This window comes from Flavobacterium sp. KACC 22758, assembly GCF_028736135.1.
GTDB classification, from domain to species: Bacteria; Bacteroidota; Bacteroidia; order Flavobacteriales; family Flavobacteriaceae; genus Flavobacterium; species Flavobacterium johnsoniae.
In genome coordinates this window covers 103052-124729 of sequence record NZ_CP117878.1, presented here as the reverse complement: position 1 = coordinate 124729, position 21678 = coordinate 103052, and the positions used below count along the sequence as shown (strand labels likewise).

Genomic DNA, 21678 nt, shown 5'->3' with positions numbered 1-21678 from the left:
GCAAAAGCTCTCTCATTAATCTTAACTAATTCAAAATTATTTATCTGCAAACACCTTTTTCCAATCGTCTTTTATGCTTACTACATGCCACTTGTTTTTTGCCGCTGTACTCAAGGACAAATTATCTTTTTCCTGGTAGCTGTATTCTCTAATAGAATCGTTGTGGTTTACAAGCAGCTGAAATGAAGGATATTTATTTCCCTGCGAATATTTGAGCATGGCAATGTCTCCGGCTCCGCCTTCGTTGCCGCAGGCAAAAACAGGGCGCTGGCCAATATGGAGTTGTATACCTACAGGTTTTCCTTCTTTATCATTAAAATGATCTAAGGCCGGTTCTCTTTGTACTGCATTTTTCGCATCATCGTATTTGTATTTGAAAGAAGTACCTACAACCTGATCTTTTGGAATCCCGTAAAAATCCTGAGATATTGCTCTCACCACTTCTATTGTTCCTCCGGTTACGATATAGGTTTTAAACCCGTTTGAGCGAAGATAATTTAACAGTTCCAGCTGAGGCTGATAGCGTATTTGTTTTACGGGAACATTTTTTCCAGGATATTTTGCATCCTTAAAAAAAGTATTAACCGAGGTTTCAAATTCATCTTCTGTCGTTCCGGTATGTGTTGCACCAACAAGTTGTATAAGTGCTTTGTCTCCGCCTTTTTCAAAGTAAGTTTTGTCTTTTTCGATCACGGCTTTAAAAGGCTGCTTTTGTGCCAATGCCGGATTGGCTTCAACCATTTTTTTTACCTGATAAAAAGCAAATAATTCCTGAACATACGGTTTTTCGGCCCATAATGTTCCGTCGTTATCAAAAGTGGCAATTCTGTCTTCTATAGGAATAAAATCCGGGCTGCCTTTTTTGGTTACTTTTTCTACATAAGAAATAATATCTTCTTTTAAAGGTCCGTTATTCCAGCTTGGCAGCGGATCGCCGACTATAACTGCAGAACTGTCTTTTGGATTAACACTTACCGCTTCTTCTGATTTGTTTTTACAGGAAAAAAGAAAAAAAGGCAGCAGTGCTAATACATAAATTTTTCTATACGTCATGGTGTTGATTTTTAATTTATAGAGCTTGAAACAGGGATTCAAGCTCTATTAAAATTTATATTTCTTTATTTTTTCTTTTTCGTTTCTGTCTCTTCTTCTTTTAATTTAGGCAGAACGTTTTTCTCGATATATTTTTGTGCCTTGATATCTTTCATTGCTTCTTCCATAATGGTGTAAGCAGAGAAACTAGGCGGAATTGATCTTGGAGGATATTCTTTAAAGGTTTCTGCAAATACAACCACATCTTGTATTGCACCATACATTAATTGCACATGATTCATCTGCCAGTCCCAAAATGTATTTGAAGTAATATCTGCTCTTTCGAAAGGGTCTTGGTATAAATTGAATATTTTTTGCAAACGCAGTTTAGTAAAAGGTTCTGCCCAAACCCCCATTGTACCGCCTAAACGCTGTTCTGCAAAAACATATTTATAGTCTCCTTCTCTTAAACCAACTAAAAGGCCGTCATCATCTGTATAAAAGAATTTATCTCTTGCACTTTTTTGTGTTTTACCACGTAAGAAATTGCTTTGGTCAAAACCGTCTAAATGTACTTTATAGGTTTTTCCATTAGCATTATACCCTTTCAAAAGTTTATTTACAATATCGGGTTCTCCAGCAATTGAAGCAAAAGTTGGAATCCAGTCATTATGACTCATCAACTCAGTTGTAACAGTTCCAGGTTTAATTACACCCGGCCATCGAACAAGACATGGTACACGGAAAGCTCCATCCCAGTTGGTGTTTTTTTCTGAACGGAAAGGTGTCATGGCTCCATCTGGCCAAGTATTCATGTGTGGTCCGTTATCTGTAGAATAAACCACAATTGTATTATCAGCAATTCCTAAATCGTCTAATGCTTTTAAAATGCTTCCTATTGTTTCATCATGTTCTATCATACCATCGATATATTCACTGTCTCCGTGCGTATATCTTCCTCTGTGTTCTGGTCTAACATGTGTACGCAAGTGCATACGAGTAGCATTAAACCAGCAGAAAAATGGTTTACCTGCTGCATTTTGTCTTTTTATAAAATCGATAGCCGCAGCAGATGTTTCGTCATCTACGGTTTCCATTCTTTTTTTAGTCAATGGACCTGTATCTTCAATTCTTTGTTTTCCTACTCTTCCAAAACGCGGGTCAGTAGTCGCATCATCAACATTAGTTGCAGTACATTTTAATACTCCTCTTGGTCCAAATTTTTTCAAGTATTCAGGATCTTTAGGGTAATCTGGTAATTCGGGTTCTTCTTCAGCATTTAAGTGATACAGGTTTCCAAAAAATTCATCGAAACCATTTACCGTTGGCAAACTTTCATTACGATCTCCTACGTGGTTTTTACCAAACTGGCCTGTTGCATATCCTAAACTTTTCATGATACCTCCTATAGAAGGATCTAATTGACTCATACCCATTGGCGCACCTGGGAAACCTACTTTTGTAAGTCCGGTTCTAAGACCGTGCTGTCCTGTTAAAAAAGCAGCACGCCCGGCTGTACAGCTTTGTTCTCCATAATAATGAAGAAAACGTAATCCTTCATTAGCTAAACGATCTATATTCGGGGTTGTATATCCCATAAGTCCGTCACTATAGGCGCTAATATTGGTAGTTCCAATATCATCGCCCCACAACACTAAAATATTGACTTTTTTATTTTGAGCTTTCACCTGAACAATTGTGAAGCATACTAATGCAAAAAGCATTAAGGCATTTCTAAGTTTACTTTGTTTCATGGTAATAAGATTTGTTAATAAATTCGTTGTATAATGTTTTTTTATGTAATCGAACTAATTTTTCTACTCACATTTTATAGAAAATAACCTATACTAAAAAAGCAGCTTATTAAGCATTTTACAGTTGGATAAATAAGGGGAAATTTCAACAGTAATTTTTTTTAACGTTTTGTTAAGGATATCAAAATTAAAAAATTAAAAACCTAACAACCTTGTTTTTAAGACACTACATTGTTGCAAATTATAACTTGCAACATCAAAAAAGCGTTATCGTGCTTCAAACCATTTTATTTTATGGTTTGGAGCATCAACTAAAAACATGAGTTTAGATTTTTTTGCTTTAAAAGTTTAATCTGAAACAATCCTGACTAAGGGGTATAAAAGCAAAAAGCCATCCGATTCATCGGATGGCTTTTAAAAATATTAGGATCTTTTACAGAAAACTATTCTATCTCAGAAACTCTCATGGTGTTAACCATTCCTTTCTCTTTAATTGGCATTGCAGCAAGGTTGATTAAATAATCTCCTTTTTGTGCATAACCTTTTTCAATTGCAATTTGATTTACATCTGTCACAGTATCGTCAGTACTTTCTTCATTATCATAGTAGAAAGATTTAACTCCCCATAATAAATTCAATTGTGTTAAGATTCTTCTGTTTGAAGTAAATACTAAAATATGAGCCGTTGAAGGTCTCCAAGCCGAAATTTGGAAAGCTGTATAACCGCTGTTTGTTAAAGTACAAATTGCTTTAGCTTCGATTTCATTTGCTAATAAAGCTGCTTGGTGGCAAACTGTTTTAGTAACGAAACGTTTAGTTTTAATTTGCGGCGTATTTTGTGGTACTTGAATAAGCGGAGAGTTTTCTACAGCTTCGCAAATTTGCGCCATTCTTTGAATTACTTGTACTGGATAGTTTCCTGTAGCAGTTTCTCCAGAAAGCATTACTGCATCTGCTCCGTCCATTACTGAGTTAGCAACGTCGTTTACCTCTGCTCTTGTTGGAGTTAAACTTGTAATCATTGTTTCCATCATTTGTGTAGCAACAATAACAGGAATTCTAGCAGTTTTTGCTCTGCGGATCAAATCTTTTTGTACCAATGGAACTTCGTGAGCAGGAAGCTCAACACCAAGATCTCCACGAGCTACCATTAAACCATCGCAATATGCTACAATTTTATCCATGTTCTCAAGAGCTTCCGGCATTTCAATTTTAGCAATAATTGGAATTTTATATTCTGAATGCTTCGCGATTAATTCTTGCAAATCTTGTAAATCGCGCGGTGTTTTCACGAATGAAAGTGCGATCCAGTCTACTTTTTGTTCGATTGCAAAAATGGCATCAGCAATATCTTTTTCAGTTAAAGCTGGTAAAGAAATTTTTGTATTTGGAAGATTAACTCCTTTTTTAGATTTTAATTCTCCACCCTGAATAACTTTAGCAACAACTTCTGTTTTTTTATCTGTTGAAACAATTTCAAAAATAAGTTTACCATCGTCAAGCAAAATACGCTCTCCAACATTTACATCATTTGGGAAATTCTGATATTTCATAAATGCTTTTTTTGCATTTCCGATAATATCTTCTGCAGTTGTAAAAGTAATTTCATCTCCATCGTGTACAACAGTACCTTCTTCCATTACACCAACTCTAAGTTTTGGTCCCTGCAAATCTCCAAGAATCGCTGTAGTATAACCAAACTCTTCGTTTAATCCTCTAATGATGTCAATTTTTTCTTTTACTCCTTCGTAATCTGCATGCGAAAAATTGATTCTAAACACATTAACCCCTGCATCAATCATATCTTTAATGATCTCTCTTGTACTACAGGCAGGCCCAAGTGTAGCAACAATTTTGGTTTTCTTATTTGTTAACATTTTTTTTAAAAAATTAGATTGTTTTTTGATTTTATTTTATTGGTATCTACAGCATATATTGCTGCGATACTTTCTATTGAATTTAGTTTTTGCTGAATTTCTGAAAAATCAACAGCCTCTTCGCTGTTATCGATTTTCAGGAAAAAATCTACTTTTTTGAATTCAGGAAGTAAATGAATTGTTGTAGAAACCTCACTTGTTTCATTAGAAAACAAATTCTGGAAATCATTTGTACTCACAGAAATGATCTCATTTTTATTCTGAATCAAATTCCATGATACAGCTTTCTCAGAATCATAATAATAAAATCTCGAAAAATTTGCCTCACCTTCTTTAGTCTGAGCATGGATCTCGTTTTTGCTCTTACTTAAGTTAATCGGAAGGTTCTTATTGATAAAATAGGCCAATCTATAATCTTCTAATGAAGTATGAATTGCCATTAAATAATAATCAATTTCGTCAAATTCATCTAAATCCAATCTATGAATAGCCATGTCATGAAAAATCAAGTTGTAAATATACTATTTCTAACGGAGCATCAATAGTTATAAGCAGCTTGTTTTTATTAATTTATAAACGAAAACGATTTAGCGTTAAGAAAACTACAGCATTTTTGTAATTATTTCTTGTCAATTTTTTCCTGAAATGCAAAATAGGCTCTTTGCGAAGCTTTTTCTTCTGCTTTCTTTTTTGAAGTTGCCCGCGCTCTTGCGACCACTTTATCGTCTATACTTAATTTGACACCAAACAAACGCTGTCCGTCGATGCCATTATCTTCAAAAATGTCGTAGTGAAAGATTCTCTTTTCTTTCTGACACCATTCGATAACTAAACTTTTATAACTAATTACTTTTCCTTCGAGTCTCGCAATATCAACATAAGGTGTAATTACTCTTTTTTGAATAAATCTTTCGCAGTACGAATACCCTTTATCTAAATATATAGCTCCAATAAGCGATTCGAAAATATTACCATGAATATTTTCTCCAAAATGCTGTACTGGTACTTTACTTTCTACAAAACGCACTAAATTCAAATCTTTGCCAAGTTCATTTAAATGTTCGCGGCTCACGATTTTTGAACGCATTTTTGTTAAATAACCTTCGTCTCCATTTGGCGCCTTATTAAACAAATGTGCAGCAATTACAGCACTTAGCATTGCATCTCCTAAAAATTCAAGTCTTTCGTAATTTATAGGATGTCCTGCTTCATCTAATTTATTTGATGATCTATGTGTAAAGGCTTTTTTATAAAATTCGATATTTATAGGCTGAAAACCAAGAATTTTCTGAATAGTGTCAAAAAAAATCCCGTCTTCTAGAGAACGGGATTTAGAAAATATTTTTTTGATAATATTCATATCCGAAAATTAGTCAGCTAACTTTTTAAACAATACACAAGCATTGTGTCCGCCAAAACCAAACGTGTTACTCATAGCAACATTCACTTCTCTTTTTTGAGGTTTGTTTAAAGTAAGGTTTAATGATGGATCAATATTTTCATCAACAACAGTATGGTTAATCGTTGGAGGAACAATTCCGTGCTGCATTGCCAAAATAGAAGCAATTGCTTCGATAGCTCCGGCAGCGCCAAGTAAGTGTCCTGTCATTGATTTTGTTGAATTGATGTTAATGTTTTTAGCGTGTTCACCAAAAACATTACTGATTGCTTTTAATTCAGCCACATCTCCAAGTGGAGTAGAAGTTCCGTGAGTGTTGATATGATCAACATCTTCCGGGTTCATTCCGGCATCTTTTAGTGTATTTTTCATTACTGCGATAACTCCAATTCCTTCCGGATGCGGTGCTGTTAAATGGTAAGCATCAGATGACATTCCGCCGCCGCCAATTTCACAGTAAATTTTAGCGCCTCTTGCTTTTGCGTGCTCATAATCTTCAAGAACTAAAGCTCCTGCTCCTTCTCCTAAAACGAAACCATCTCTGGTTGCATCAAAAGGTCTTGAAGCTGTTTCAGGACTTTCATTTCTTGTAGATAAAGCGTGCATTGAACTAAAACCACCCATACCTGCAATGGTAACAGCAGCTTCAGAACCACCAGACACAATAACATCGCACATTCCTAAACGAATGTAGTTAAAAGCATCGATTAATGCATTTGCAGAAGATGCACATGCAGAAACGGTAGTATAATTTGGTCCCATATACCCGTTACGCATTGAAATATGCGCAGGAGCAATATCGGCAATCATTTTAGGTATAAAAAACGGATTGAATTTTGGAGTTCCGTCACCTTTTGCATAATACATTACTTCTTCCTGGAAAGTTTCTAACCCTCCAATTCCAGCTCCCCAGATAACACCTACTCTTGTTTTGTCGATATTATCATTTGTTAGACCAGCATCTTTAATAGCTTCGTCACTGGCAGCAATTGCATATTGAGCAAATTTATCTAGTCTGCGAGATTCCTTGCGATCCATGTAATCTTCAATGTTGAAGTTTTTTACTTCGCAGGCAAATTTCGTTTTATGCTTCTCTGTATCATAATATGTGATAGGAGCGGCTCCGCTTACCCCATTCACAAGTGCATTCCAATATTCCTGGATATTATTCCCGATAGGAGTAAGTGCACCTAATCCTGTTACAACAACTCGCCTTAATGCCATAATTATGTATTTTGTGTCTTTAAACAAATAAAACCCATGCTTTCTTAATTGTATTGCTACTTAAGAGCCATGGGTATTACAATATAAATATATCTTTTTGATTGAAAATCAATCGAAATTTAAATTTTAAAAAATAATAACACCCGATTTTTAGAAATTTCAATTTTGTAAAAAACAAACGCCAATTTTGGAATTTGGATATTCAAACTTTGGAATTTTTAAAATTCGGGTGTGGTATTATTATTTTTTAGCTTCCTCGATATAAGAAATAGCTTGACCTACAGTAGCAATGTTTTCTGCTTGATCGTCTGGAATTTGAATATCAAATTCTTTTTCGAATTCCATAATAAGCTCAACAGTGTCTAATGAGTCAGCTCCTAAATCATTAGTGAAGCTTGCTTCTGTTACAACTTCGTTTTCGTCAACACCTAATTTGTCTACGATAATCGCTTTTACTCTTGATGCAATGTCTGACATAATCTTTAATTTTAGAATTTAATTTGTTGGCAAAAATAAAAAACTTTATTTTAAAACAACTATTTAGTTTATAAATGTGACACTAATTTATAAAATTAATTTCAAGAAAGGTCTTTTAAAGCTATTTATTTTCGATTTTTATTCCGTTTTTTGCATTCTAAAAATAAATTCAATCATGAAAAAAATTATCGTTTTTGCCTCAGGATCAGGAACTAACGCAGAAAACATTATAAAATATTTTTCGAATATCGAAATTGCCAAGGTCGTTTCGGTTTTTACAAATAATGCTTCGGCAAAAGTTATTGACAGAGCAAAAAATCATCAAATTCCGGTCGAAATCTTCTCAAAAAATGAACTTTTAGAACGAAATGTATTACAAAAAATACAAAAAATCGACCCGGATTTAATTATCCTTGCCGGTTTTTTACTCAAATTTCCTGAAAACATAATTGAGCACTATCCCAATAAAATAATCAACATTCACCCTGCACTTTTACCTAAGTATGGAGGCAAAGGAATGTACGGAATGCACATTCACAGGGCGATAGTGAATAATAAGGAAAAAGAAACCGGAATTTCTATTCATTATGTAAACGAGAATTATGATGAAGGCGGTATTATATTTCAGCAAAACGTTCTTTTAACCGAAGAAGACACTCCTGAAACTGTTGCTGAAAAGATTCATGAATTAGAACAAAAACATTTTCCTGAAATTATCCATAGATTATTAGATGCAAATTCTTAAATATAAATTCAAATTTTAGATAAAGCCATACAATCTGCAATCTAAAGTCAATCTAAAATAAATAAATGAGTCACGAAGTACATATATATACAGATGGTGCAGCAAAAGGAAATCCAGGCAATGGCGGTTACGGCGTGGTAATGGAATTGGTAGGCACTCCTTATAAAAAAGAATTCTATGAGGGCTTTCGTCTGACTACCAATAACCGAATGGAACTTCTGGCTGTAATTGTGGGTTTAGAAAAACTCAAAAATCCCAACATGAAAGTCTTAGTAATTTCAGACTCCAAATATGTTGTTGATTCTGTCGAAAAAAAATGGGTTTTCGGCTGGGAAAAAAAAGGATATACAGGAAAAAAAAATCCTGACCTGTGGAAACGTTTTTTAATTGCTTACCGAAAACATAAGGTTGATTTTAAATGGATAAAAGGACACAATAACCATCCGCAAAACGAACGCTGCGACCAGCTTGCTGTAATGGCATCAATGCAGCCAAAACTTTCTGTAGATGTTTACTACGAAACCATAGGATCTAAAGAATAAAAAAGGGCATCAAATATTTGATGCCCTTTTTTACTAACTTAAACTTTTACTTCTCTTATTCTTTATCCAGATCTTTGGCAGTTTTAAATCCTGTTAAAAGTCCAATTCCGGCCATTATAAAAATAATCGAAGGATAAACAGCTCCATCATTAAGAGAAGTATAGGTTGTGATTAGTAAAGCCAGAAAAATTCCAACTCCGCTTCCTATTAATAAGAAGGCCAGATTCACAACAAATATTTTCCAGGCCGGAACGCCGTTTCCTTTTCCCTGCAAAAAGATGCTGGCATCTACTCCTTTTTCTATAAGTGCCAGACGTTCTCTGTTTCTGGTTGAATAAATTAAATAAACGATCCCGAAGATCATTAAGAAAAAACTAACTGGAATTAAAATTTTGTCGTCCATAATATTTACGTTTTTAAATTGATTGATACTCCATATGACGAGACTTTTTAAATTGAGGTTACAGCTTTTGGGAAAAAATTTTAAATTTTAAATTCAAAATCCCAAAACCAACTGATAATCAATTAATTTTGATTTTATTTTATTCATTGACACAGCTTTGTCAAACTTTAAAATCTTGTAAAAGTTCAACTCCTATACTTTATTATATATTAAAGTGTGGAATTTGGAATTTGAGTTTTAAAAAATTTAGAATTTATTTTCAAATTTCTTGTAACCCAAACAAACAAATTGTCGTCCTATATAATATGTGTACAATAAATGATCAGCATTATATCGATAAAATTCTGCAGGGCGAGACAAATGCGTTTGCCGTTCTTGTGGATCGTTATAAAGATATGATCTTTACATTGGCACTCAAAATGGTAAAAAACCGGGAAGAAGCTGAAGAAGTTGCTCAAGACACGTTTATAAAGATTTATAGTTCACTGAATAAATTTAAAGGCGATTCTAAATTTTCGACTTGGATTTATAAAATCGCTTATAATACGTGTCTGGACAGATTAAAGAAAAGTAAAAAAGAGGATTTAAATATTTCGATAGATGATTTTTCTTCGCACTTAATCAAAACAATGGATAATGCTTTGAGCCTTTTTGAAGAAAAAGAACGAAAGCAGACCATTCAGAAATGTTTAAATTTGTTACCCAATGACGAAAACTTCCTTTTGACTTTATTTTATTTTGACGATCAGAATTTAGAAGAAATTGGAAAAATCATGAATATATCGGCAAATAATGCTAAAGTAAAATTATTTAGAAGCCGACAAAAATTAGCCGTAATTTTGAGACAGCAGTTAGAACCCGAAATAATAGAATGTTATGAAAGAGAGCGATAAAAATATAGAACAACTTATTGAAAAAATGATGGCCGAAGACAAACTGCAGTCGCCATCAATAGATTTTACTTCTAAAATTATGGCAAATGTTCAAGTTTTAGAAGAGAAAAAATTAAGTGTATACAAACCTTTAATTTCTAAACCAATCTGGATTTCGATTGGAATAGCTGTGGCTTTATTGGTGATTTATATTTCGTTTTTTTCAGTTTCAGAAAACAATATTGAAATTGAACAAATCGGGAAATTATATTCTGATAAAATTGCAAGTTCATTTTCAGGAATTCATTTCTCTAAAAACATTATGTACGCAATATTGATTGTTCCTTTTATGATTTTAGTTCAAGTTGGGATTTTGAAAAATTATTTTGATAAGAAGTATGATTTGTAGGCATCTTTAAAAAACATCGGAATTTTCCAAAAATAAAACTTGCGATTTAAATCCAAAATATATATTTTAAGCACTGATTAAAACCAAATATAATTCATTCATTTACACCATAATTAGACCCGAAATCGATATTATTTTTTTATGAAAATTTTGAGAACCTAAACCGTTGCAAGATTGTAACTTATAGAGTATCTTTGCACCCTAATTCGAAATTCATAAAATGAATAAATTATTGATTGTTGGAACAGTTGCTTTCGACGCGATTGAAACTCCTTTCGGAAAAACAGATAAAATTTTAGGTGGTGCTGCAACGTATATTGGTTTATCAGCTTCATTTTTTAACTTGCAATCGGCCATTGTTTCTGTAGTTGGCGACGATTTCCCTCAAGAACATTTAGATCTTTTAACTTCAAAAAATATTGATATCTCTGGTATCGAAATTGTAAAAGGAGGAAAGACTTTTTTCTGGAGCGGTTTGTACCACAACGATTTAAATTCTAGAGATACTCTTGCAACTGAGCTGAACGTTTTAGCTGATTTTCAGCCAAAAGTTCCTCAAAACTACAAAGATGCTGATGTTGTGATGTTAGGAAACTTACACCCATTAGTACAAAGCAGTGTTTTAGACCAAATGGAGAAAAAACCAAAATTAGTAGTTTTAGACACTATGAACTTTTGGATGGACTGCGCTCTTCCGGAATTATTAGACGTTATTAAACGTGTAGATGTTATTACAATCAATGACGAAGAAGCAAGACAGCTTTCAGGTGAATATTCATTAGTAAAAGCAGCTTCTAAAATCCAGGATATGGGACCAAAATATGTGGTAATCAAAAAAGGAGAGCATGGAGCACTTTTATTCCACAATAGAGAAGTATTCTTTGCACCAGCTTTACCATTAGAAGATGTTTTTGATCCAACTGGAGCTGGAGACACTTTTGCAGGTGGTTTCTCTGGATTTATTGCGCAAAGCGAAAACATCTCGTTTAACAACATGAAAAATGCAATTATTTACGGATCAAATTTAGCTTCGTTCTGCGTAGAGAAATTTGGAACCGAAAGGATGGAAACATTAAGCAAGGCCGAAGTAGCGATTCGATTACAGCAATTTAAGTCGTTAACTCAGTTTGACATAGAAATATAATGCCTAAGAGCCTCGATAAAACGGGGCTTTTTTATTACGTTAATACACACAACTTACAACACAACAAAAAAATAAAAAAACAATGAGCGACGCTTTAAAACACGAATGTGGTATAGCCTTAGTCAGACTTCTTAAACCGCTTGAATATTATAAAGAAAAATACGGAACTGCATTTTACGGAATTCAGAAAATGTATTTAATGATGGAAAAACAGCACAACCGCGGACAAGACGGAGCTGGTTTTGCTAGTATTAAACTTGATGTTGAACCTGGACAGCGCTATATCAGCAGAGTTCGTTCAAATCATTCACAACCTATCCAAGATGTTTTCAAACAAATCAATGAACGTGTTAGTGAAGAACTAAAAGCTCATCCTGAATTGGGAGACAACATGAAAGATTTAAAAGCAAACATTCCTTATGTAGGCGAATTGTTTTTAGGTCACGTTCGTTACGGAACTTTTGGAAAAAACAGCATCGAAAGTGTTCACCCGTTTTTACGTCAAAGTAACTGGATGCACCGTAACTTAATTTTGGCAGGAAACTTCAACATGACAAATGTTAAAGAGCTTTTCGAAAATCTGGTTGAATTGGGTCAGCATCCGAAAGAAATGGCTGATACTGTTACTGTAATGGAAAAAATTGGTCATTTCTTAGACAAGGAAGTAATGCAGTTGTACCAAGACTGTAAAGCTGAAGGGTATTCTAAAAGAGAAGCTTCTCCAGTTATTGCAGAGCGTTTGGATATTGCTAAAATATTAGCTCGTTCAGCTAAAAACTTAGATGGTGGTTATGCTATGGCCGGTTTATTAGGTCATGGTGATGCTTTTGTTTTTAGAGATCCAGCCGGAATTCGTCCAGCTTATTTTTATCAAGATGACGAAGTTGTTGTGGTAGCTTCTGAAAGACCAGTTATTCAAACTGTTTTCAATGTTCCTTTTGAAAGCGTTCAGGAAATTGATCCGGGAAATGCTTTGATTATCAAAAAGAACGGAAATGTTTCTATGAAACAAATCCTGGAACCAACAATCAAAAAAGCTTGTTCGTTTGAAAGAATTTATTTCTCAAGAGGAAGTGACGCCGAAATTTACCAAGAACGTAAAGATTTAGGAAAATTAATTTTACCTGCTGTTCTTAAAGCAATTGACAGCGATACAGATAATACTGTTTTCTCTTATATTCCTAATACAGCTGAGACTTCATTTTATGGTTTAGTCGAAGCTGCACAGGATTTCTTAAACCAGAGAAAAAACAATTATATTTTAGAAAACCGAAACACATTAACTGCTGAAACACTTCAGGAACTTTTAGCTGTAAAAATACGCACCGAGAAAGTTGCCATTAAAGATGCTAAACTTAGAACCTTTATTACAGAAGACAGCAGCCGTGACGATTTAGTGGCTCACGTTTACGATGTTACGTACGGTGTAATTAAACCAGAAGATAATTTAGTAATTATCGACGATAGTATTGTTCGTGGTACCACATTGAAAATGAGTATCATTAAAATGATGGATCGTTTGAAACCAAAACGTATTGTAATCGTTTCATCTGCTCCACAAATTCGTTATCCTGATTGTTACGGAATTGATATGGCAAAACTAGAAGGTTTAGTTGCTTTTAGAGCAGCTCTTGCTTTATTAAAAGAAAGAAACCTTTACCATATTGTAGACGAAGTTTATGCTAAATGTAAAGCACAAGAAAATTTCGCAGATAAAGATGTTGTGAATTATGTTACAGCAATATATGATCAATTTACTGATGAAGAAATCTCAGATAAAATTGCAGAAATGCTAAGCTCTCCGGAAATTAATGCCGAAGTAAAAATCATATTCCAAACTGTAGCCGATTTACACATAGCATGTCCTAAAAATTTAGGCGATTGGTACTTCACTGGAGACTATCCTACTCCGGGTGGAAATCGTGTTGTAAACCGTGCTTTTATAAATTTCTACGAAGGAAAAGACGCGAGAGCTTATTAAAAAAGTATTAACAAAAGGTTAAATAGTGCATTTCATCGGTTTTTTTTGCCGTTCATCCTGTTTGTTTGGTGAAATTGAAAAGCTGCGATACTTTTGAGATACCATAACATTAGTAGGTTAAGTTTATGGTAGATTTGGGGCAAAAAGGGTGGAAGCAATTCCACCTTTTTTATTGGAATAAACTGAAACATTTCAATCTTAGACAATTATCTTCATTTTGTCGGATATATTTACCTTTCATCAGAATTTTTTTTTTCACAAAAATAGCTGCCATACATTTACTAAACCATAACATTAGTAGGTTAAGTTTATGGTAGATTTGGGGCAAAAAAGGTGGAAGAAATTCCGCCTTTTTTATTTAATTCTTATTAGATATTGCTCTACAGAGCTTACATTGACTTTATCGAATATATTTGCTTTTTATCTAAAAAGTTTTTTTCATAAAAATAGTCACCATACATTTACTAAACCATAACATTAGTAGGTTAAGTTTATGGTAGATTTGGGGCAAAAAAGGTGGAAGAAATTCCACCTTTTTTATTTTCTTCTTTTAAGAGAGAGGAGTAAAGATTATAGAAGAAACTCTCTAAAAAAATATGAACCAAAAAAAACGAGCACCTTTAGGCACTCGTCTTTTTTCTATAATCTTTATTCTATTTTTTTCTTATTTGTCTAAAGCAAATCTTCTTGCAACTTCTGTCCAGTTAATTACACTGAAGAAAGCTTCAATATAATCTGGTCTTCTGTTTTGGTAGTTTAAGTAGTAAGCATGCTCCCAAACATCCATTCCTAAGATTGGAGTTCCACCGTGACCAGCAACTTCCGGCATTAATGGATTATCTTGATTTGGAGTACCTACAACTTCTAATTTTCCTCCTTTTTGAACTGTTAACCAAGCCCATCCAGAACCAAACTGAGTTGCTCCGGCTTTAGCAAATTTTGCTTTAAACTCTTCGAAACTTCCAAAAGAAGATTCAATAGCAGCTAATAAATCTCCTGTTGGCAATCCTCCTCCGTTTGGAGACATTACAGTCCAGAATAAATTGTGGTTGTAGAAACCTCCACCATTGTTACGAACTGCTGCGTTAGATTTATCTAAGTTAATTAAGATGTTTTCGATTGTTTTTCCTTCTAAATCTGTTCCGGCAATAGCTGCGTTAAGATTTGTAGTGTATGCATTGTGGTGCTTTGTATGATGGATTTCCATTGTACGTGCATCAATATGTGGTTCTAATGCATCGTATGCATAAGGTAATTGTGGTAATTCAAAAGCCATGGTAATATGATTTTTATGGTTTATAAATAATTTATCCCAAATTTAGACATTTAACTTTGGAATTGAAAATACTATTTCGTTATAATTGAATTAAATTCACTGATAATTTACATTTTTACAATATAAACACTTGAAAATCTTTATTTTCCATTAAATGTCGTCATGGTATTTTCTAAACCTGCCGTTCCGAAGGTTTTTATAATTTCTGCCGATACTTCTAAACGTTCAGACAGTTTTGCTTCCTCTTCAGCATTCCATTCTCCTAAAACATAATCTATCTGCTGTCCTTTTTTGAATTGATCGCTGATGCCAAATCTATATCGGGTATAATTTTGCGTATTTAAAACTAAATTGATGTTTTTAAGTCCGTTGTGACCGCCATCACTTCCTTTTGGCTTGATACGAATTGTTCCAAAAGAAAGATTTAAATCGTCTGTAATAACCAAAATATTCTCTAATGGAATGTTTTCCTTATCCATCCAATATTTCACAGCCTTTCCGCTTAAATTCATGTAAGTGTTTGGTTTAAGCAGAAAGAAAGTTCTGCCTTTGAATTTGTATTCAGCCAAAGAACCTAATTTTACGGTTTCGAATAAAAGTCCTTCTTTTTTTGCTAAAAAGTCTAGGACTTTAAATCCGATATTATGCCTGGTGTTTACGTATTCGGCCCCGATATTTCCTAATCCAACGATTAAATATTTCTTCATATTGTCTCCTATGTTCTCTTCTTTTGATTTTGATGAAAACAGTTTTGTTATCCATTTTATCATGATTGCAAAAGTAAGATTAATTAGAGAATGTGGCAATTGGTTAATTTGAAAATTAGAGAATTGTTTACTGGGTGAATTTTAACCGCAAAGGGCGCAAAGGATTTACGCAAAGGTCGCTAAGAAATAGTTTCTATCGAGATGTGCAAAGGCAAAGGACACAAGCAAAATCTCTCTCGCAGATTTTCTTGTCATCCGGAGCGGAGTCGAAGGAACGCAAGAAGCTCGACAATCTAAATTCCATCCTTTGAGCGGGCTTCGACTTCGCTCAGCCTGACAATAATGATAAACTTAACACCTCAGAATCTTAGCAACTTCGAATCTTATGAAAAAGATACTTCCTTACTAGCCCTGACAGAAGCGGCATCCTTTTTCTGGTTTCTTTAACCAGGAAAAGATACAGCGGATGGCAGGAATTTTACGTCTTGAAAAACCCGCAAAGATTCTGCTTCTAAAAACAAATCATAAAAAAAAGGGTTTCGACTCCGCTCTGCCAGACAAATATTATATGTGTCAGACTGAGCGGAGTCGTGGCCTTTTCACAATAAAAAACCTTAGCATCTCAGTATCTTAGAAACTTAGCATCTAAAAAAAAGCCCCAATCGTAAGATTGAGGCTTTTTGTATTGAGTGAAAAAAAATTATTTTTTCTTTCCTTTTGCAGGAGCTTTTGCAGCTTTTGCAGCCTCTTGAGCAGCTTTCATAGCAGCACGAGAGATTCTTACCTGAGCAACAACTGTGTTGTCTGGGTGCATAATTTTGTACTCTGGTTTTCCAACTTTAGTAACATATAATTTGTTACCCATTTCAAGTGGAGTAATGTCAGCTTCAACAAAATCAGGAAGATTTGCTGGTAAAGCTTTAACTTTTAATTTACGTTGGTTTAAACGTAAAACACCTCCCGCAAGAACACCTTTAGATGTACCAACGATTTTCACAGGAACTTCCATTGTGATTTCTTTATCATCAAATAATTGGAAGAAGTCGATGTGTAAAATTTTGTCAGTTACAGGGTGAACTTGAATATCTTGCAAAATTGCATTGAATGATTTTCCTTTTCCAAGCTCAATCACAACTGTGTGTGCATTTGGAGTGTAAATCAAGTTTTTGAACGCTGCAGCGTCTGCTGAGAAGTGTACTGCCTGATTTCCTCCGTATAACACGCAAGGAACCGCTCCAGCATTACGTAAGGCTTTAGTTGACACTTTGCCCACGCTTTCTCTTTCTGATCCTTTAATTGTAATCGATTTCATTGTAAAAAAATATAGTTATTAAATAAATATTCTTAATTGTTGTAAGCTTTAGGCCATAGGCTTTAGGCTTTAGGCTTTTTAAATGAGAAACAAAGCTTACGGCTTAAAGCCTACAGCCTATTGCTTCTTACATTATGAATTTTCCACTAATGGAATTGTTGTGGTGCACCATGTGCATAACTTCTGCGAAAAGAGGTGCACAACTCACTACTCTAATCTTGTCTGAATGTTTCTTTAACGGAATAGAATCGGTTACGATCAATTCTGTTAATTTTGAATTTTCAATTTTTTCATACGCACCGCCAGATAAAATAGCATGTGTACAAATTGCTCTTACACTTAGCGCTCCTTTTTCGATCATAAGATCTGCAGCTTTCGCTAAAGTTCCTCCTGTATCGATCATGTCATCTACTAAGATTACGTTACGACCTTTTACTTCTCCAATCAATTCCATAGTGTCGATAACGTTGGCAGCTTTTCTTTGTTTGTAACAGATTACTACATCTGATTCTAAAAACTTAGAGTAAGCATAAGCTCTTTTTGATCCTCCCATGTCTGGAGATGCAATCGTTAAATTTTCTAAATTTAAACTCTGCACGTAAGGCAAAAAGATTGTAGATGCAAATAAATGATCTACCGGTTTTTCAAAGAATCCCTGAATTTGATCTGCATGCAAATCCATCGTCATGATTCTTGTTGCTCCTGCAGCTGTTAATAGGTTTGCTACTAACTTCGCTCCAATCGGCACTCTTGGCTTATCTTTTCTATCCTGTCTTGCCCAGCCAAAATAAGGCATAACAGCTGTAATATGTCTTGCTGATGCACGTTTTGCTGCATCAATCATTAATAACAATTCCATCAAATTATCTGCCGATGGAAAAGTTGAACACACGATAAAAACGCGTAACCCTCTAATTGATTCTTCGTAAGACGGCTGAAATTCTCCATCACTATACGTTGACATCGTTACTTTTCCTAACGGAATTCCGTACTGTTCTGCAATTTTTTCTGCAAGATAAACACTTTGTGAACAAGCAAAAATTTTAGCTTCTGGTTCTAGGTGCGACATTATAATTTGTTGTTTTATTCCGTTACGCTTATAAAAATCCAGCAATATCTTTTAAGATAAAGCAGAGTACTCATAAATGTCTCGGATGTAGTTAGTTGTGTGTGCTTCGTTTTAACGAGCTGCAAATTTATAAAATTAATCGAACACTGGAAGTAAATATTTGAGATTTTTTATTAGAATTTCTAATTTTATTTTTTACATTTGCACCGTGTTAAAGGAATGGGCATATTATTAGTTCATTCTATTGTGTTAAAATAATGGTTTTATCATTATTTTTTCGTCTGCTAAGCCCGGATGGCGGAATTGGTAGACGCGCTGGTCTCAAACACCTGTGGGAAACCGTGCCGGTTCGACTCCGGCTCCGGGTACATAAAAACCTCTTCTTAACGGAAGAGGTTTTTTTATGGTATTTTTTAAAAATAAGCTATGTAAGTTTATTGAATAAGTCTGGTTTTCAACTTAATATTTAGATTTATTTATATAATTTAAACCTCATAACTCCCATTTTGCGAAGCAGCAAGATTACATGAATGAAAGCTGTACCTATTCAATTCTGAATACAAAAAACCCTTCTTAATGTATAGAGTTCTTTTGGTTTATAGCTTAAATTATCATCCAAACAATCTTTTTTGAAAATTAGACATGATTTATTTGTAAGATTTATACCCAAACAAATATCTTTGCAATTCAAAATTGCATAAAATGGAAATACCTGAAAACTTTATTAAAATTTTCCCTGAATATGAAGATGTTTTTTATGATGATTTAGAAAATCATAAAAAATACTTTCTACCATTATGTTCTATTAATCTGGGATTTCTTTCAGAAGATAAAGATCAATGGCTACATTTTATATCTGTAAAAGAAATTTACGATGGTAGAGTTGGTGAGAATACAACGTCTTATCATACTGATTATACCAAAAGTGATATGCTTGGATTTGATGTTATTGATGGTAAATATAAGTTTGACGCAAACTGGGAATATTTTACTGTCTCCACTAAAATTCTACCTGAAAATTATCATCTGGAATATACCGACAAAGAAATCCAGTTTAATTTTAATAATGCTATGTATTTATTAAAGAAATCATATTATAAAAAATATGGGAAATTGTATGATCGTGTTTTTGAAAGACCTGGTTTGACCGTTCAAGGAATTAGAAAATTAGAAAGGCTACTGAAACTTACTCCTGAGGATTTACAAAAAGACGAACATTCTGACTATTTATCAGATCGAATAAATGAAAAAATAAATGGAATAATAACTGAAATTAATGTCGACAATCGTCCTTTAACTGATTGTGAATATTCAGGAGAAAATCTTATCGATACGCCTATTAAGCCAGATGGAAATATTATAAATTACATAGGCTGTATTGAAGGATATGATTTTCAAAAAGATGCAGCAGATCAGATTTATTTATTTTACGATGAAAACATTAAAAAGGCTGTAATTTGCTTTGAATACACTTAATAAAAAAAGCTAGAGCAACAAACTTAACTAGTTATGTCTTGGGATTCTTATTTTGGAATTTAATTCAAATCCCACAACTCGCCTCATGCAAAATAGGAAAATTGCATGAATTAGCAATAAAACACAATTGATTCGCTTTAAAATGCAGTTCTAAAGCTAGATTCACTTTGTCTGAGTTTACAATTGTAACTTTTGGATATAATCTAACCTCAACAAAATGCCCGCTTCCGTATGGATTTACTTCTAAAGTTGCTTCTGCGTTGTCTGAATATTCAAGAACTTCTATTCCATTTTGAGAACATACATATAAATATGACATCATGTGGCAGGAAACTAAACTGCTTAACAATAAATCTTCCGGATTATATAACTCCGGATCTCCTTTGAATGCTTTTGCTGCTGAAACTTCTAAAATTGGTTTTCCTTCAATTTTGATTTGATGGGTTTTGCTGTAGAATCTTTTAGAAGAATCTTCTGTTTTTTTTGAAGTCCAGTTTAATTGAGCTTTGAATAAATGTTTCATTTTGCTAAGTTAAGATTTTAAGCTGTAAATGAATTAATTTTGCAAAGCCGCGAAGACGCAAAGAAAATAAAACTTGGCGATTCTGCGACTTTGCGAGATTTAAATAAGCTGGCTTACCTAAACACTTAAAAACAAAAAACCTCGAAAGTCTTACTTTTCGAGGTTTCATAGAGAATTGAACTAATAAACAAATTCTAAAACTATTTTTTTACCGAGAATTTAAAAGTAGTTTTAGTTTTATAATTTTCTCCCGGGTTTAAAACCGTTGTTGGGAAATTTTTCTGGTTTGGAGAATCCGGATAGTGTTCTGTTTCCAGACACAATCCTGTTCTGTGAGCAAAAGTTCCTCCGTTTGGCGTTGGCAAAGTTCCGTCAAGGAAATTTCCTGAGTAAAACTGAATTCCAGGCTCATCAGTTGTTACTTCCAAAACTCTTCCGCTTGGTGCGTGGTACACTTTTGCAATAATTGTTTTTCCTTTTTCCGGATTATTTAATACCCAGCAATGATCGTAACCTTTTCCTTTTTCTAATTGTTCGTTTTTAGCTTCGATATCTTTTCCAATTAACTTTGGTTTTCTAAAATCGAAAGGTGTATTAGCAACATCTTCTAATTTTCCTGTTGGAATTAAAGTAGCATCAACCGGAACAATTTTATCTGCATTTAAAGTCAATTCGTGATCTAAGATTGTTTTTGTAAAATCTCCTGATAAATTGAAATATGAATGCTGTGTTAAATTCACAACCGTTGTTTTATCAGTCGTCGCTTCATATAAAACCTCTAACTGATTATCATTTGTTAATGTATAAGTCACAAAAACTTTAAGGTTTCCCGGATATCCTTCTTCCATATCTTTACTTAAATACGAAAGTTTTAAAGTTGCCGTTTCGCCAGATTTAACCTCATCTGCTTTCCAAACCACATTAAAATATCCCTGCGGTCCACCATGTAAAGCATTTGGTGCATTGTTGATGGCTAATTGATATTCTTTTCCTTCTAAAGTAAATTTACCTTTAGCAATTCTGTTTCCGTATCTTCCAATTAAAGCTCCAAAAAACGGGTTTTCTTTTTCGTATTGTGCCAAAGAACTAAATCCGATTACAACATTTTCTGAAACACCCTCTTTATTTGGTACTTTTAAATCTGTAATTCTTCCGCCAAAAGTGATGATATCAACTTCCATCCCATTTTGGTTTTTCAATTTATAACTATCTACTTTTTCTCCTTTTGAAGTTGTTCCATAAGAAGATTTTTCAATTGTTACTGCTGCTTTTTGATCTGAAACTGTCGAATCCATTTTTTTATCGTTTTTGCATTGAACTGAAACCAAAGCCAGACTTAACAGGCCGATTCCAAAAATACAACGTTTTAATACATTCATAAATGATAATTTTTAAGTTAGTAAAGTCTTAAAGTCAAAAGTCTTAAAGTCTTTTCTCCAAAGTAACTAAAACTTTC

21 protein-coding genes and 1 tRNA gene are annotated in these 21678 nt (G+C 33.8%); 8 read left to right on the top strand and 14 right to left on the bottom strand.

Features of this window, described 5'->3' with window-relative positions; translation table 11 throughout:
* Window positions 1-36: 36 nt before the first annotated feature.
* The 7 genes from PQ462_RS00610 to PQ462_RS00580 all read right to left on the bottom strand — a co-directional run bounded on the left by PQ462_RS00610 (window position 37) and on the right by PQ462_RS00580 (window position 7763).
* A complete protein-coding gene (locus tag PQ462_RS00610; protein ID WP_274251984.1) occupies window positions 37-1053 on the bottom strand; it encodes an HAD family hydrolase in 1017 nt (338 codons plus the stop codon).
* Between the two features lie 65 nt (window positions 1054-1118).
* Window positions 1119-2786, bottom strand: coding sequence for an arylsulfatase (locus PQ462_RS00605; RefSeq protein ID WP_274251983.1), 1668 nt, complete (start codon window positions 2784-2786; stop codon window positions 1119-1121).
* Window positions 2787-3229: 443 nt separating this feature from the next.
* Window positions 3230-4663, bottom strand: coding sequence for a pyruvate kinase (gene pyk / locus PQ462_RS00600; RefSeq protein ID WP_274251982.1), 1434 nt, complete (start codon window positions 4661-4663; stop codon window positions 3230-3232).
* Window positions 4664-4668: 5 nt separating this feature from the next.
* Entirely contained in the window at window positions 4669-5157 is a 489-nt protein-coding gene (locus PQ462_RS00595) for an IPExxxVDY family protein (protein ID WP_012023224.1), read from the bottom strand.
* A 125-nt stretch (window positions 5158-5282) separates the two neighbouring features.
* Entirely contained in the window at window positions 5283-6023 is a 741-nt protein-coding gene (gene rnc, locus PQ462_RS00590; protein WP_012023223.1) for a ribonuclease III, read from the bottom strand.
* A 9-nt stretch (window positions 6024-6032) separates the two neighbouring features.
* Window positions 6033-7286, bottom strand: coding sequence for a beta-ketoacyl-ACP synthase II (gene fabF / locus PQ462_RS00585; protein ID WP_044047537.1), 1254 nt, complete (start codon window positions 7284-7286; stop codon window positions 6033-6035).
* Between the two features lie 240 nt (window positions 7287-7526).
* Entirely contained in the window at window positions 7527-7763 is a 237-nt protein-coding gene (locus tag PQ462_RS00580) for an acyl carrier protein (RefSeq protein ID WP_007137004.1), read from the bottom strand.
* A 175-nt stretch (window positions 7764-7938) separates the two neighbouring features.
* On the opposite strand from PQ462_RS00580, the gene purN reads away from it, so the two are divergent.
* Window positions 7939-8508, top strand: a complete 570-nt coding sequence (purN, locus tag PQ462_RS00575) for a phosphoribosylglycinamide formyltransferase (RefSeq protein WP_274251980.1) — start codon at window positions 7939-7941, stop codon at window positions 8506-8508.
* A 65-nt stretch (window positions 8509-8573) separates the two neighbouring features.
* Window positions 8574-9050 (top strand): ribonuclease HI, encoded by a 477-nt coding sequence (rnhA, locus tag PQ462_RS00570; protein WP_012023220.1) that lies wholly within the window; start codon window positions 8574-8576, stop codon window positions 9048-9050.
* Between the two features lie 55 nt (window positions 9051-9105).
* Here the strand turns inward: rnhA and PQ462_RS00565 are convergent, their stop codons facing one another.
* Window positions 9106-9453 carry a DUF6249 domain-containing protein gene (locus PQ462_RS00565; protein WP_121362668.1) on the bottom strand — a complete coding sequence of 116 codons (348 nt, stop codon included), beginning with the start codon at window positions 9451-9453 and terminating at the stop codon, window positions 9106-9108.
* Window positions 9454-9758: 305 nt separating this feature from the next.
* Between PQ462_RS00565 and PQ462_RS00560 the strand changes: the two genes are divergently transcribed.
* The 4 genes from PQ462_RS00560 to PQ462_RS00545 all read left to right on the top strand — a co-directional run bounded on the left by PQ462_RS00560 (window position 9759) and on the right by PQ462_RS00545 (window position 13859).
* On the top strand, window positions 9759-10346 hold the full coding sequence (locus PQ462_RS00560) for an RNA polymerase sigma factor (protein ID WP_274251979.1): 588 nt from the start codon (window positions 9759-9761) through the stop codon (window positions 10344-10346).
* Window positions 10330-10734, top strand: a complete 405-nt coding sequence (locus PQ462_RS00555; RefSeq protein ID WP_274251978.1) for a hypothetical protein — start codon at window positions 10330-10332, stop codon at window positions 10732-10734. The genes PQ462_RS00560 and PQ462_RS00555 overlap by 17 nt, the downstream gene beginning before the upstream one ends.
* A gap of 220 nt (window positions 10735-10954) precedes the next feature.
* Window positions 10955-11878, top strand: a complete 924-nt coding sequence (locus PQ462_RS00550) for a PfkB family carbohydrate kinase (protein ID WP_149205804.1) — start codon at window positions 10955-10957, stop codon at window positions 11876-11878.
* 82 nt (window positions 11879-11960) lie between these two features.
* Window positions 11961-13859 carry an amidophosphoribosyltransferase gene (locus PQ462_RS00545; RefSeq protein WP_274251977.1) on the top strand — a complete coding sequence of 633 codons (1899 nt, stop codon included), beginning with the start codon at window positions 11961-11963 and terminating at the stop codon, window positions 13857-13859.
* A 664-nt stretch (window positions 13860-14523) separates the two neighbouring features.
* On the opposite strand, the gene PQ462_RS00540 is transcribed toward PQ462_RS00545, so the two are convergent.
* The 4 genes from PQ462_RS00540 to PQ462_RS00525 form a co-directional block, all read right to left on the bottom strand.
* Window positions 14524-15135 carry a superoxide dismutase gene (locus PQ462_RS00540; protein WP_012023214.1) on the bottom strand — a complete coding sequence of 204 codons (612 nt, stop codon included), beginning with the start codon at window positions 15133-15135 and terminating at the stop codon, window positions 14524-14526.
* A gap of 140 nt (window positions 15136-15275) precedes the next feature.
* A complete protein-coding gene (gene pth, locus PQ462_RS00535; protein ID WP_274251975.1) occupies window positions 15276-15905 on the bottom strand; it encodes an aminoacyl-tRNA hydrolase in 630 nt (209 codons plus the stop codon).
* 637 nt (window positions 15906-16542) lie between these two features.
* Window positions 16543-17154 carry a 50S ribosomal protein L25/general stress protein Ctc gene (locus PQ462_RS00530; protein WP_274251973.1) on the bottom strand — a complete coding sequence of 204 codons (612 nt, stop codon included), beginning with the start codon at window positions 17152-17154 and terminating at the stop codon, window positions 16543-16545.
* A gap of 127 nt (window positions 17155-17281) precedes the next feature.
* The gene (locus tag PQ462_RS00525; RefSeq protein WP_012023211.1) at window positions 17282-18223 is read right to left on the bottom strand and encodes a ribose-phosphate pyrophosphokinase; all 942 of its coding nucleotides are present in this window, start codon (window positions 18221-18223) and stop codon (window positions 17282-17284) included.
* Between the two features lie 288 nt (window positions 18224-18511).
* On the opposite strand from PQ462_RS00525, the gene PQ462_RS00520 reads away from it, so the two are divergent.
* Window positions 18512-18591: transfer RNA gene (locus PQ462_RS00520), tRNA-Leu, on the top strand.
* A gap of 334 nt (window positions 18592-18925) precedes the next feature.
* Window positions 18926-19699 (top strand): hypothetical protein, encoded by a 774-nt coding sequence (locus tag PQ462_RS00515; protein WP_274251972.1) that lies wholly within the window; start codon window positions 18926-18928, stop codon window positions 19697-19699.
* Between the two features lie 64 nt (window positions 19700-19763).
* Here the strand turns inward: PQ462_RS00515 and PQ462_RS00510 are convergent, their stop codons facing one another.
* Both PQ462_RS00510 and PQ462_RS00505 read right to left on the bottom strand, forming a co-directional pair.
* Window positions 19764-20222: an OsmC family protein gene (locus tag PQ462_RS00510; RefSeq protein WP_274251971.1), complete on the bottom strand. Its 459-nt coding sequence runs from the start codon at window positions 20220-20222 to the stop codon at window positions 19764-19766.
* Between the two features lie 200 nt (window positions 20223-20422).
* The gene (locus PQ462_RS00505; RefSeq protein ID WP_274251970.1) at window positions 20423-21601 is read right to left on the bottom strand and encodes an aldose epimerase family protein; all 1179 of its coding nucleotides are present in this window, start codon (window positions 21599-21601) and stop codon (window positions 20423-20425) included.
* Between the last annotated feature and the right edge of the window lie 77 nt (window positions 21602-21678).